Below are 14491 nucleotides of genomic sequence, written 5' to 3' on the forward strand. Positions count from 1 at the left end.
GCGCAGATATTCCTCATCAGCCGCAACCGTTGAGCCATCAGCTAACGGTCTGGTCATACCATACAGACCGTGCAGATCCGGGCCTACGCCACCACCAGCCGGGTGACAACTCATACACCCAAGACTAGCGAAGAGCTGACCGCCAGCCGATGACGCTAGATCCCTCACTACCGACCCGTCATTTGTTGCCGAACTTCCCGATGATGATCCGTCGGTTGTCGTTGTACTACTTGACGTTGGTGCGGCGGAGGTGGACTGCCCATCACCAAGCGACTTAATATAGGCAACTAACTGGTTTAGTTGATCATTACTTACCTGTCCATCATACGAAGGCATTACCGGCCCGTAGCCAGCCGCAACTTTAGCCGTCGGATTAAGGATCGACTCGCGCAGGTAATTTTCATCAACCGCAACCGTCGAACCATCAGCTAACGGCCGAGTTGTACCGAACAGGCCGTGCAAGCTTGGGCCTACACCGCCGCCAGCCGGATGACAACTGACACACCCAAGACTAGCGAAGAGCTGGCCACCAGCGGCTGCCATCGGATCACCTGACGAGGCCGGCGCCACAACCGGTTTACCGGTGTCTATGGTGCCATCGGGTAACACGACAAGACCGGGAGTAGCCAACCAGCGCTCATAATCGGCCAATGGCAACGCAACAACCCGCCCTATCATCAGTGAATGCTCGGTACCGCAATACTCGGCACAGAAGAGATGATATTCGCCGGGTTTCGTTGCTTCAAACCACATCACTGTGTAGCGACCGGGCAAGACATCTTGCTTCACCCGAAACGCTGGGATGTAGAAGCTGTGAATGACATCTTGTGATGTCATGATCAACTTCACCGGCTGACCAATCGGGACGTGCAATTCGTTATTTTCGCGCTTGCCATTCGGATGCTGTACGTGCCACATCCACTGCTTGCCGATCACATAGATATCAAGCGTGCGCGCAGGCGATGTGCGCATCTGCACGTACAAAAATGCGCCCCAGAAGAAGACTAGCATGACTAAAGCCAGTGGAATCAATGTCCACGTCAGCTCAAGTTTCAGGTTAGAGTCAACCGGATTGCTGCGATCAACCTTCTGGCTCCGATGATAGCGAACGATCAGGTAGAGAATAACGAACGGCAACACCCCAGCGAAGATCAGGCTTAGGGCCACCAGAAAGAAGTAGAGTTGGTCAACCTGCGATGCAAAGGTTGACGCCTGATCGGGAAATAACGGAAAATCGCGCATACCTCTTCCTATCTGGGGGCACAGCGGCCCCGGTCGCTCCTACCACTAGGCCGGCGCCGCTTCACGCGGCGGCGGCAGATTGCCGCCAGGAGTCGAACGGCTTAACACTACGATTAGCGTAACAATCCCGATGACGGTCAGAATACCGGCGATTCGCACAATGGTCATAATGGTCGGCGTATATTTGCCGGTGATCGGATTATACTGATAGCAGAGGAGCAATATCTGATCGATTGGATTGCCCACCTTGCCGGCTGATGCCTCGACAATACCGAGCCGGACATCAGACACATTAAACTCGATCCCAAAAAAGTACCGCGCAGTTTTTCCTGCTGGCGTCAATACCACCATACCGGCAGCGTGCGCATACTGCTTGATCGTCTCGTCGTAGAAATACTTGAACCCAATCGCATCAGCCACTCGCCGAATCTGTTCTTCGCTACCAGTGAGAAAATGCCAACCATTTTCACTGCCGGCACGAGCATAGCGCTGGACGGTCAATGTCTTAACGCCTGCTGCCATCATTGGCGTCTCGAGCGGATCGATGCTGATATTGACTACCTGAAAATCACGTCCCGCTGTGAGGGGGACTTGTTGTAGCGCAGCCAGCACTCCTTCGCGCACAAACGAGCAGAGCATGGGGCACTCGTAGTAACTCATGACGAGAATGACCGGCTGACCAGCAGCAAAGAATTGACCAAGCCGCACCTCAACCCCTTGCTCGTCTATGAAGATAGCATCGAGCGGCACCTGCTCGCCCATGCGCTGCTCGAAGGCAACGCCATCAGTCGGATTGGGCTTAGTACCTTGTGCCAACGCCACTACCGGCGTAAGCAAGAAGGCTGCCAACCAACCGATCACCGTCAGAGCAATCCAACCTCTCATATACCTGCTCTCGATCTCGTAATGACTGTAAGCTATTTCACCGCATCTAACCCATGTTCGAGCAACAGTTCCATTGCACGCTCGATCGGAATATGAGCCCGTTCGGCCTGCTCATTCACCCAGCCATAACTTTCGAGTCGCGCAGTCGCTTCAGCAATGATCCGATCACCGTCAACCCGTGGATTTTGCTCAAGCCGTGGCGCCGGCGGCAATTGTAATTGGGTCACTTCGCTATCAGAAAGAGTATTGCTCGCATCGGTAATTGATCCTGCGGTGATAGCCAACAAGCCCCCCATAAAGACGAAGGCAAGGATCAGAACGCCAAACACCATCACCACGCCCCAAATCACCGGTTGCGAACGCGCGTCGCTTATTTCGTGATTGAGGGCCAAACTCTCAGCAGAAGGACCTTCACTGTGCGCATGAGCGTGACTCATGTTCAACTCCCCTCTAGCGGTGGCACACGAAACAGTTGGTCAACCGGCCATCAGTGGGAATTTGGTACTCAATTACCAGTTGCTGCCGTTGGGCCAGTGACAACGCATTCACATCCCACTCCATATTGAAAACCTCTTCGCGCGGGCGAATGTGATCTTCCGGCGCACGATGGCAACCTAAGCACCATCCCATATAGAGCGGTTGGGCTTTGGCAGCCAACTGTTGCTGGTCAATCCGGCCATGGCACGAGCTACAGCCGATACCTTTAGCCACATGCACCGAATGGTTGAAGTAAACAAAATCGGGCAGATCGTAAATCCGGTTCCACACGACCGGCTCGCCGGTCTGATAACTGGTGCGCACCACCTCTAGCAACGGGCTGTTCGTCCAAACTTGCGAGTGGCACGACATACAGGTTTCGGTGGCCGGAAAACCGGCGTGTGCCGCCTTCTCAACCGTCGCATGGCAATAGCGGCAATCGATCTTCAACTCGCTGACGTGGTGCTTGTGGCTAAAGGGAACTGGCTGGGCTTTAGCAACACCAACATCAGTGTACCACGGCGAAAGGTAAAACCCGACCATGGCGGCAATGATGCCGATCACCAGCATCACAAGGCCAAAGAGGCTGGCCAGAAAGATCGCGTTGGCATTACGCGGAAAGATTTGGGCAGACATAGGTTGCGTCTCTCGCTCTCTAGCCTAGCGGCCGGCTCTGACTTGCTGCAACTCAGCCTCGGTCAATAAGGCAATATCGGCATTCTGGCTCAATTGCAAGGCGCGCACATACGCGGCAATTGCCCAGCGATCTTCGGGTGGAATACGTGACGCATAGCTATACATTTTGCCAATCCCGTTCGTGATGACGTCAAAGAAGTAGCCAACCTGTACTGTCCGCAACCGATCGCTATGCAAACTTGTGACTGTCATTGGGCCACGATACGCGATAACCCCCTTACCATCGCCAACCAATCCGTGGCATGGCGCGCAGAAGGCGTTGTAGCGCGACTGGCCATGTGCAAGCAGCGCCGCGTCAAGCTTGATCTCTGGCGGCAATTGATCGGCCAATTGCCCCTCGATCCGCCCAGTCATCAACGGCGATTCAGGGTTATAGCTGTTCATCGGCACCGTATTGGCTGGCGGCGGCTGCATTGCTCGTCCGTCTGGGAAGAAGTTGCTGACCGCGTTCGGCTTATACTTTGGCTGATCGTACATATCAACGTGACAAGCGACCAGCAGCAAACAGAGCGGCAACCACGCGAGCCGCGCTACTCGGGTAAAGAACGATCTACGGATAGCGTGCATCATAGGCGATAACTCATTTCTACCATTGGCCAGTTGCTTCGGCCAGCCTACTTCTACCCGGCGTGACCACTGCCATCAAGCGCCTGATCAGGATTCCGTACTCGCGCTAGATAACTCGTGCGCGGTTTGAGATTTAGCTCATCGAAGACGGTATAGTTATGCGGCTGCTGCTTAATCTGGGCCACCCGGCTGTTTGGATCGTTAATATCGCCAAAGATGATCGCTTCGGTCGGGCAGACCTGCTGGCAAGCGGTGGTGACCTCGCCATCGCGAATTGGGCGATTACCCTCAACTTTGGCCTTAATCCGCGCCGCGCTGATCCGTTGTACGCAGAAGCTGCACTTCTCCATCACGCCACGGTTCCGCACCGTCACGTCAGGGTTGCGCATCAGTTTTAAGCTCTCGCTGGTGAGATCGCTGTACTGCAAGAAGTTAAACCGGCGTACCTTGAAGGGGCAGTTGTTCGAGCAGTACTTGGTACCGACACAGCGGTTATAGACCATATTGTTGATGCCTTCGGCGTCATGCACCGTCGCTGCAACTGGGCAGACCAATTCGCACGGCGCTTGCTCGCAGTGGGCACAGGTCATTGGCATCATGTAGGCTTCTGGATTATCGAGGTCTGCGCCAGCGTAGTAGCGATCAATCCGAATCCAGTGCATTTCGCGACCACGGGCCACTTCCTGCTTGCCAACAATCGGGATATTGTTTTCAGCTTGGCAAGCCACGACACAGGCGTTACAGCCAATGCACGCCGAGAGATCGATCACCATGCCCCACTGGTTGCCGGTGCTGTAATCAAAACCGGGCAAGAGCGATTGGTATTTTGGTTTTTGTTCGGGTGAACCGTATTTCTCGGTGTAGACCTCTTTGGCAATGTACTTCGGATCTTGCTTAAAGCGGGCAAACTCACCAACCCGCACTACATCACGCCCTTCCAGCGTCCAGTGATCTTGCGTGCTGACCAATTGATAACGTTCTTGAGTTGCGCTCACGCTGACGTTAGTCACGAACCACGGACTATCACTCTGCCGCAAGCGGTAGACGTTGAAACCGGCTCCTTTAGCAACCCGCCCACCGTGAGTACGACCATAGCCGAGGGTTACGGTAATGGTATCATCAGCGTGGCCGGGCACAATCCAGATCGGCAGCCGAAGCGTGCCGACCGGTGTGGTCACATCTATCATCCGTCCGTTCTCGCGAATGAGACGCTCGAGCGCCTGCTCACGCGCGCGACCGGGGGCAGCGAGATTTGCCGGATCGAAGGGAAGACGCAACAAACGAATGGCAGTGCGCGGGCTAACTAATGCGGCATTATCCCACGTGAGCTTGGTCATTGGCCGCGGCAGCTCTTGCAACCAGCCATTATTTGCGAAGCGACCATCCCAGATCGCCGGATCAGGACGGAAATTCAACTCAAGCTCGCTCGCTGGCGCTGGGGCTTGCAAAGACAAGTCAGGCACCAACTCAACCGACAGCGCTTCAAACCGCGAATCGGCAATGACGCCGGTGCTAAGCGCCCGCTTGAAGAAATCATCGAATGCAACCCCTTCAAGGCCGGTCTGCTGCTGCCAGTAGTTACGGACAATATCATAGTCAGTCGTTCCGACAGAACCGTTCAATAACGCCAACAACTCGTGAGCAGTGCGCGAACCGTAGAGCGGCATAATCAGCGGTTGAACGATACTCGCCGTGCCGTCATAGCTACGCGCGTCCGACCACGACTCGAGCGAATGAGCTAGCGGAATGAACCACGTCGCCATCGCCGCTGTCTCATCTTCGTAAGGATTGAGCACAACGATCTGCTTGGCCAGCCGCATCGCCTCGGCAAAACCAAGATCGGCCGGCGCAGTAAAGGCTGGATTGCTATCAATGATCACCAGTAACTCAACGCTACCGGCGCGCAAATCGTTCACTAATGTCGCGAGATCCTGCGGATCGGACGGCTGGGCGACCGGATCGGTATACTCAACCGTCGTGCCGACAGCGCCAAGCTGCACATTAATCGCATGCGCAATCGCATGTACCACCGGCGGTTGTTCTTCACCAACCACAACGACCGCTCGATTGCCGGCACGACGCAGATCGGCAGCGACCACCGTAGCCCACTTCTGCTGTGCTTCGCTAAGACCGGTCGGCGGAGCAACTGCCGAAACACCTAACTCATTCGCAACCGCAGCGGCCAATTGGCCGATCAGGCTTGCCTTCACCGCCAGCCGGTGATCGGCAATTGCGCCAGTGGGCGAAAAGACCGGCTCGGCAACGTACAACCGACTCATCGCCTCGGTATTGGCGCGAACACGGCGGCGCTGCATCAGATCGCGAGCGTAGCGCACACGCCCCGGCCCCTCGCTGACAACGTCGGCATCGAGCGCCAAGACAACCTCGGCCTCGGCAAAGTTGTAGCGCGGTTCGTATGGCTTGCCGAAGGCCAACCCAGTGCCGGCATAGGTATTGCTACGACCAACCGGATCGTGTTGCACCCAACGCGCCGCCGGGAAATTCGTCAGCAATTCAGCAATCTGGGCTCGCAATGTCGGCGAGGTAATGGTCGGCGTCAACAACCGCATCCCTTGACCTTGCAAGGCGCGCTGCACCTGCAAGGTCTCGGTAATGGCGGTGACGAAGCTTTGCCACGTACTCAGCAAGCCACTCCGACGCACTGTCTCAGGCCGATCGGGATCGTACAGGGCGAGCAGTTCTGCCTGCGCAAAAGCATCGGTTGCGCCAAGGCTGGCCGGATGGACCGGATTACCCTCGATCTTGATCGGACGTCCTTCCCGGCTCTTCACCGTCACACCAAGGGCAAACCCATCAAGCGTCACAGCGGTCGCGTAATAGTTAGGAATGCCCGGCATCTGATCGCGTGGTGCGCGGGCAAATGGGGCAACCTTTTCTTGCGGCTGCCTCATTGCAAAGGTACAACCCGACAAACCGGCAAGCGCCAGCGATGCCCCCATCAGCTTGAGGAAGGTGCGGCGTGAAACCGGATCAGCTAGCTCGCTCGCACCTTGCGGAAATTCACGCGCGACTAGCTCACGGAACGCAGGCGTGTCGACCAATTGGTCGAGCGAACGCCAGAACTGTTTGCCGCGCGCCTGTTGCAGTTGAGCGCGCACGGCCTCGATTTCGGACGCAGCAGGGTGAAGATTGATCTCACTCATTGGCGTGGCCAGACTAGATATGGGGCGAATCCTTCATCCGCACACAAACTTGTGAATTTAAGCACATTATATCGCTGCCACATTATAGCAGAAGCCGTGGATTGATCAACACTGTGCGTTCGGTTCCTGTTACATCACGCTGTCACATCGGCTAGGCTTGACAAGTGTGGTCGCACTCGATCCTAGACCGCTTTACTAAGATTGTCACCTATCCTGTTTTCTGCTGTGTGATGAGATTTGGTAGCGGTATTACAGTACTGACGCGATATTTGTGCCAATTGGTGCAATTATAATAACATACGTTGAACTATCTTCGCAACATGAACAAGCCCTGTGCAACTCTCGCATGGCTGCACAGGACTGTTAGAAATCACTTGCTCAGATTGTTAGGCAGTCGTTGCAGATTTTCGATACGCTTCATCGAGCAATTCGATAATATATCGCACCTGCACCTTCTTACCACGCCGACGCAGCTCGCCAGCCAGTTGGAGGGCGCAGCCGGGGTTGGCCGTCGCAATAATTTCAGCTCCAGTTGTCAGCGCATTGTCGATTTTACGTGCGCCAAGGCTCATCGCCATGTCAGGCTGGGTGACATTGTAAATACCGGCACTGCCGCAACACAACGACGACTCAGGCATCTCTTTCAGCGTGAGGCCGGGGATAGCCGTGAGCAGCGCACGCGGTTGGGCACTAATTCGTTGGGCATGCACGAGGTGGCATGGCTCTTGGTAGGTAACGGTGAGATCGAGCCGACCCAACGCTGCACGGTTGAAGTCGATGCCAGCGAGAAATTCATGCACATCCTTCACCTTCGCGCTGAACCGTTCTGCCCGCTCGCGCCACGCCGGATCGTCGTGCAAGAGATGGCCGTACTCTTTGAGGGTGCTGCCGCAACCGGCGGCATTGACAATAATGGCATCTACTCCCAAACCTTCAAACGCGGCAATATTACGCCGGGCCAACTCGCGCCCGCCATCGAGATCGCCGCCGTGGGTATGCAGCGCACCGCAGCAACCTTGATCGGGTGGGACGATTACCTCACAACCGTTCTTGCGTAATACACGAATTGTCGCCTCGTGAACGTGAGCGAAGGCGGTACTCATAATACAGCCGGTGAGTAGAGCGACGCTGTAACGCCGTTCGCCTTCAGCAGGCAATATCTGTCCCTGCGGGACGCTGAAGTGGTCGCTGATCGGGGGCAACATTGCCTCAGTGTCGGCTAACCCAAGCAGCTTGAGGAGACCGCTCTTGCGCGCCAGCCACTGCGCGCCGCTGCGCTGGTAGAGGCGCATCATCGCTGAAAAGAGGCGGAAGACCTCCATCCGCTTAAACAGCACCCCAAAGACGGCGCCACGCAACGCGCGTTGCCAGAGCGGACGCGGCGGCAACTTCGGCTCCGGCGCCCCGGGAGTCGCCGGCGGGCCGGCCTTGCCAGCGCGGGCTTGCTCAATTTGAGCCCGGCTCGCTTCAAGGATCGCGCCGTACTGCACCCCCGACGGGCACACCGCTTCGCACGCCCGACAGTTAAGACAGAGGCTCATCTGCTCTTGAAAGACCTCGCTGGCGAGGCTGATCCGACCTTCATCTACCGCCTTCATCAAATAGATCCGGCCACGCGGTGAAGCCATCTCAAGGCCGGTCTCGCGGTAGGTCGGGCACGACGAGAGGCATAACCCACAGTGAACGCAGGTGTTGATAATGTCAGAGCTGGGTTTATCTTTTGCGCTAAAGCCGATCATCAGCGGAATGACCGGCTGCGATGCAGGCGACGAAGGTTGAGTCACTGTCACAGGTGTTTCTCCTCTGATGAACACTAATCAGCAAACCAAAATGCGCCCGGATGCATCCGGTGATAGGGGTCAATCGCAACTTTGAGCGCACGCATACGGTCAAGCGCCGCCGGCGGCTGGCCCCACACCGGCGCCGGCGGGGTGAGCGCAGGTGGGGCGACGAGCAAGCGAGTATGCGGAAATGCAACGACTAACTCGGTGTGATAGGCAGCCACTTGCGCTGGATCGCCGGTCACTTGAAGGTAGATGATGCCGTTGAGCGCATGAGCGGTGACGGCAACCGCCACCCGCTGGCGTTGAGCAGCCTGCTCGATGGTCTGAATAGCCGCAGCAAAACGGGCCGGCCAGACGCTCAGCCGCAGCAACGCCAGATCGGCAACCGGCGCATAGCGAGTGACGGTCTGCCGCCAGAACGCGGCCTCATCGGCAGTGCGGACAACCGACACTGCGCCGCCGCGCTGCTGAGCCAGCGCCGCCGCTTCGCGCAGATGGCGCTCGACCGCCGCCGGATGGCCTTCGGCCCGCATCGCCACCACCACACCATTGCTATCGGCCAGATATTCGACCGCTGTGGGTAACAACCGCGAGGCGGCCAGCGCGTCGAGCAGAGCGCATGCCGTCGCCGAATCGGGCATCTGCGCAAGCAGGGTCGCGCTATCTGGCGGCTGAGGAAAGACCTTAAGCGCTACCGCAGTGATCAGGCCAAGGGTACCGGCGCTGCCAACGTAGAGTTTCACCAAATCATAGCCAGTGACATTCTTGACCACCTGTGCGCCGAGCCGCACCAGTTCGCCATCGGGTTCGAGCACATCGAGCGCCAGCACCCAATCACGGAACGAACCGTAACCCAAACGGCGCGGGCCATCGGTCGCCATCGCCGCCAGACTGCCGATGCTGCGCTGCGGATCAGCAATATCAAGCGGAAGCATCTGGTTATGCGGCGCTAGCAATGCCTGCAACTCGGCCAACGAGGTACCGGCGGCCACCTTGATCGTCAGATCGTCTGGCTCGTAGAGCAGTGGCCCGTGCCAGCGCAAGGTTGAGACCGTTACTGCATCCGGCGCACAAGCCGTCGCGCCGCCGGTCGGAATCACTGCCACGCCAGCGTGATGGCAAGCATTGAGCAACTCGGCAGCATCAGCCGGCGTGTCCGGGGCGACAAACGCACCGGGAGCCGGCGCAGCGGCAGCGCGGGCTGGATCATGCTGTTGCAAGCGGGCAGCGCGCGCAGCAGCCAACTCGGCGGGGGTCGTGTCAGCGGGAAAGATCTTGGCCGGGTTAAAACAGCCGGTTGGATTGAAGACCTGATGAATCGTAGCGTGCAACTGCAACTCAGCCGGTGAGAAGAAGCGCGGCAGATACTCGCACTTTTCCAACCCGATGCCGTGCTCACCGCTCACCACACCGCCATGTTCAATGCTCAGTTCAAGCACACTTGCTGCCAGATCATGCGCCCGCCGGCGCTGATCAGGGTCACGCGGATCGTAGAGCACGAGCGGGTGCAAATTACCATCACCGGCATGGGCGACATTGCACACCTCTAGCCGGTACTCGGCGCGCAACCGCTCGACCTGCTCCATCATTAGCGGTAATTTGGTGCGCGGCACTACCGTATCAACCAGATAGTACGCCGGGGCAAGGCGACCAATCGCGCCGGCTACCGACTTCCGCGCTGTCCAGACCCGGGCCTGTGTTGCCGGATCGCGGGCCGGGCGCAGATCAAAGGCGCCGTGCGCGCGGCAGATGGCGATAATCTGATCGAGCTGATCGTCAAGGCCATCATTGACACCATCAACTTCGATAATCAGCGCGGTCGTACCGGTCGTTTCGGGCAGACCCAGTTCATACGCCTGATTGACGGCCCGGATCGCGTTGTGATCCATCAATTCGAGCGAGGTCGGCAGCGAACCGGCAGCAATCACAGCGCTCACTGCCGCCGCCGCCGCCACCACCGACGGGAAAAGCGCCAACACCACTCGCACCGATTCAGGCAGTGGTGTCAGGCGCACAATAGCCGCCGTCACCACCCCTAGCGTGCCTTCGCTCCCAGCAATGAGACCAGTCAAGTCATAGCCAACCGGATCAAGCACGCCATCGCCCGTCCAGTAACGTTGGCCGGTATGATCAACCACCTCGACCGCTAACACATGATTGCTGGTCACGCCATATTTGAGGCAATGGGGGCCGCCAGCGTTGGTAGCGATATTGCCGCCGATGGTGCTGGCCCGTTGGGAAGAGGGATCAGGCGCGAACTGGTAGCCACGAGGAGCGAGATAGGCATTGAGTTCAGAGTTGACCACACCGGGTTGCACCACTGCCAAGCGCGAACGCAGATCGACCGACAGAGTTTTATCCATACGCGCAGTGCTGATCATCACGCCGCCACGCAGCGGCACTGCGCCGCCGGCAATCCCGGTGCCAGCGCCACGGGCCACGATCGGCATGCCAGCGCGGGCAGCCAACCGCACCGCCTCGGCCGCCTGCTCGGCGGTGGCCGGCAGCACTACCACGTCCGGCGGATGCGAGACCAGCATACTGCCATCGGAGTCATACGTCAGCAGCGCTTCGGGGGCAGTAACAACGGCATCAGCCCCCAGCGCAGCGCGGAGATCATCGATCAAGGTTGCCGGTACAGCAACAGACACTATAGATACTCCTTATGATATGCTCAGCGTTTGTGCCTCTATGCTACAGTCTTGCCCCTCGGTTTGCCATCGTCGGGCCGGGTGTTCGGCCCTAAAGGGCCGGGCTATCCTTATGCAGCCCGCTGACGCAGGCTGAATGTGCGATACGTTGTGTACGTGCTCGGGTGCCCAACCTAGAAGGACGGGATCAGCCCGATCCGTTGCGTGGGCGAGAGCTTGAGCCGGGTTGTTACATCTATCCTGCTTGATCAACCACAAACCGGCCCGGATTGAGCAGATCGGCGGGATCGAACTCCTGCTTGATTCGGCGCATCAGATCAAGGTTAGCGATGTGCGTGCCGAAAGCCGGCAGCTCGGCGATCAATGCCAGCGGCGCGGCGAGCAACATCGTCTGGGGCGCGGCTTTGAGCAGGGCAGCGTGCCACTCACGCAACGCTTCCGCCGGGCCGCGCACACGCAGATAGGCCACACCGTTCAGTGCGCGCGCCGTACCTTGCATCGGCAGATTGGCGCGCTGGGCAGCCGCGCGCGCCGCTGCCAGTATATTGCTCAGATCGGCAGGCAGGCAGGTCACACGCACTACCAGCTCATCAGCGGCGAGCGTTGCCGTCTGCGGTACATCATTGATCGCGTTCCAAAGCTGTTCATGGGCGGCGTCGCGCAGCGATTCGGCGCTAACGCCGGCTTGCCGAGCAAACGCAGTGACATCGCGCACATGGCGCTCAACCGCCGCTGGCAAGCCCTCGCTGCGCACCGCCACCGCACACGGCGCACCAGCGAGATCAACCCCCTCAAGATACTCAACGGCCACCGACACCAGTTGGCTCGCAGCAATCGCATTGACCAATTTCCACAGCGGGGCCGGAGTCGCGGCGCGGCAGAGGATGCTAGCTGCAGCCCGTGGCTGCGGAATCAGCTTGAAATTGGCTGACGCAATGATTGCCAGCGTACCGAAGCTGCCGAGATAGAGCTTCATCATATCGAAGCCGCTGACGTTCTTGACCACCATCCCGCCAGCTTTCGAGACGCGCCCAGTCGCTTCAACGACGCGAATGCCGATCAGCAAGTCGCGAGCCGAGCCATACCCCAACCGGCGTGGGCCATCCATTGCGGTGGCGAGCAAGCCACCAATCGTTGCCTGCGCCGGCAACGGGCAATCGAGCGGCAACATCTGGCCATTGGCAGCCAAAGCGGCGCTCAGTGCGCCCAAGGTCATACCAGCCTCGACCGAAATAGTCAGGTCGTCAGGGGTATAGTCGAGAATACGGTTTAGGCGACTGGTCTCTACAATCACAAACGGGCGAGCCGGCGGACGGCCCCACGTCTGCTGGGTACCACCGCCCCACGGTACAATCGCCATTGGTTCGGCAGCGAGACGGGCCACCGTCTGGGCCATCTCTTCGAGTGAACCGGGAGCAATCGCCAACAATGGCGTTTGGCCGTAGATGCGGCGATCGACAGGATGTTCACGGACGTACTGCTCACCGCTTATTGCTATGAGATCGGCGCGCAACAGTGTGAGGTTCATGGGCTTAACTCGACTTCAAAGCACTCCACGCCACCCCTGACCGGCGCAGCGCAGCCAGCTCGCCGCAACCGCGCCCCTTAGGGAAGACCTTACCGGGATTAAACAGATCGTGCGGGTCGAAACTCTGGTGTAACCCGGCCATCGCCGCTAGATCATCCGTCGTAAAGAGCAAGGTCATATAATCTTGCTTCTCCACGCCGATGCCATGCTCACCACTGATGACGCCACCGAAATCAATACTCACCTTCATCACACTAGTGGCTGCTTCAAGCGCGCGCTGATTTTGGGAACGATCGCGGCGGTCAAAGAGGATAATCGGATGCAAGTTACCATCGCCGGCGTGGAAGACATTGGCAATCGGCAGACGAAACTCGCGCGAAATCCGGCCCACTTCATCCATCGTCTGCGGTAGTTTGGTGCGCGGCACCACTGTATCAACCAGATAGTAGGTCGGCGCGAGGCGGCCCATCGCGCCAAACGCATTCTTGCGCGCCGCCCAGACCTGATTCTGCTCGGCCATCGTGCGGGCCGGACGAACATCGATCGCGCCGTTGCGCCAACAGATCGCGGTAATATCGTGCAGCAGCTCGTCGAGACCATCTTCGACGCCGTCAACCTCGATCAGCAACGCAGCACCAGCGGCTTCCGGCAGCCCTAACTTGTACATGTCATTGACGGCCTTAATCGCTAGCCGATCCATAATCTCTAGCGCCGCCGGCAACAAGCCGCTCGCGATCACTTGTGATACCGTGTTGGAAGCGCCGGCAATATCGGGGAAGAGCGCCAACACTACCCGCACCGCTTCGGGGAGCCGGGTTAGGCGCAACCATGCCGCCGTGACAAAACCGATCGTCCCTTCCGAGCCAGTGATCACGCCAGTCAGATCATAGCCGGGGGTATGCGCACTGCCATCACCCGTCCACACAATCGAACCATCGGGCAACACAACCTGTACGGCCAACACATGGCTGGCGGTAATGCCATACTTAAGGCAATGAGGGCCGCCGGAGTTGTTGGCGATATTGCCGCCGACAGTGCAGGCTTTTTGCGACGAGGGATCGGGGGCGAATTGGTAGCCGAACGGTTTGAGATACTGTGACAGCTCCCAATTAATCACACCGGGCTGGCACAACACACGGCCATTGGCGGTATCAACCTGTAAAATCTTATCCATGCGGGCAGTAGAAATGACAATGCCACCCTGCATCGGGGTTGCGCCACCCGAAAGGCCGGTGCCAGCGCCACGCGGCACGACTGGCATGCCGGCGCGAGCGGCTAGCCGGACAATCGCTGATACTTGCTCGGCACTAGTTGGCAAGGCCACCACGTGCGGCTCGTGGGTATCCATCACGCAACCATCAGCATCGTAGGTCAGCAACGCATCGGGTGTGGCCACCACGCCGCGCGGGCCAAGAATGCGCTCAAGTTCTGCGATCAGTTCAGCACGGTTCATTCCGCACTCCTGCGGCTAGCGGGCCGCACCTTTGATTTTTGATA

The 14491-nt window shown here is 58.3% G+C and carries 10 protein-coding genes; all 10 read right to left on the reverse strand.

The genetic code is table 11. The features are described 5' to 3' along the window. Positions 1-1242 (reverse strand): cytochrome c oxidase subunit II (gene coxB / locus Q1A00_RS00410; RefSeq protein WP_299754732.1); only part of this gene is annotated, 1242 nt, incomplete at its 3' end. A 45-nt stretch (positions 1243-1287) separates the two neighbouring features. Continuing rightward, positions 1288-2127, reverse strand: coding sequence for an SCO family protein (locus Q1A00_RS00415; protein WP_298483054.1), 840 nt, complete (start codon positions 2125-2127; stop codon positions 1288-1290). Between the two features lie 32 nt (positions 2128-2159). After that, positions 2160-2564 (reverse strand): hypothetical protein, encoded by a 405-nt coding sequence (locus Q1A00_RS00420; RefSeq protein ID WP_298404265.1) that lies wholly within the window; start codon positions 2562-2564, stop codon positions 2160-2162. A 13-nt stretch (positions 2565-2577) separates the two neighbouring features. Then, positions 2578-3240, reverse strand: coding sequence for a cytochrome c3 family protein (locus Q1A00_RS00425; protein WP_298404267.1), 663 nt, complete (start codon positions 3238-3240; stop codon positions 2578-2580). A gap of 24 nt (positions 3241-3264) precedes the next feature. After that, positions 3265-3870 carry a cytochrome c gene (locus Q1A00_RS00430; protein ID WP_298404269.1) on the reverse strand — a complete coding sequence of 202 codons (606 nt, stop codon included), beginning with the start codon at positions 3868-3870 and terminating at the stop codon, positions 3265-3267. A gap of 50 nt (positions 3871-3920) precedes the next feature. Beyond that, entirely contained in the window at positions 3921-7031 is a 3111-nt protein-coding gene (locus tag Q1A00_RS00435) for a TAT-variant-translocated molybdopterin oxidoreductase (RefSeq protein WP_299754737.1), read from the reverse strand. A gap of 386 nt (positions 7032-7417) precedes the next feature. After that, a complete protein-coding gene (locus Q1A00_RS00440; protein ID WP_298483058.1) occupies positions 7418-8821 on the reverse strand; it encodes a heterodisulfide reductase-related iron-sulfur binding cluster in 1404 nt (467 codons plus the stop codon). A 23-nt stretch (positions 8822-8844) separates the two neighbouring features. Continuing rightward, positions 8845-11466, reverse strand: coding sequence for an FAD-binding oxidoreductase (locus Q1A00_RS00445; protein ID WP_298404277.1), 2622 nt, complete (start codon positions 11464-11466; stop codon positions 8845-8847). Positions 11467-11701: 235 nt separating this feature from the next. Then, positions 11702-12994, reverse strand: coding sequence for an FAD-binding oxidoreductase (locus Q1A00_RS00450; RefSeq protein WP_298404279.1), 1293 nt, complete (start codon positions 12992-12994; stop codon positions 11702-11704). Positions 12995-12998: 4 nt separating this feature from the next. Next, complete coding sequence (locus Q1A00_RS00455; protein WP_298404282.1) at positions 12999-14447, reverse strand: FAD-linked oxidase C-terminal domain-containing protein; 1449 nt, start codon at positions 14445-14447, stop codon at positions 12999-13001. Positions 14448-14491: the final 44 nt, after the last annotated feature.

This window comes from uncultured Chloroflexus sp. (assembly GCF_938091255.1).
Lineage (GTDB): Bacteria > Chloroflexota > Chloroflexia > Chloroflexales > Chloroflexaceae > Chloroflexus.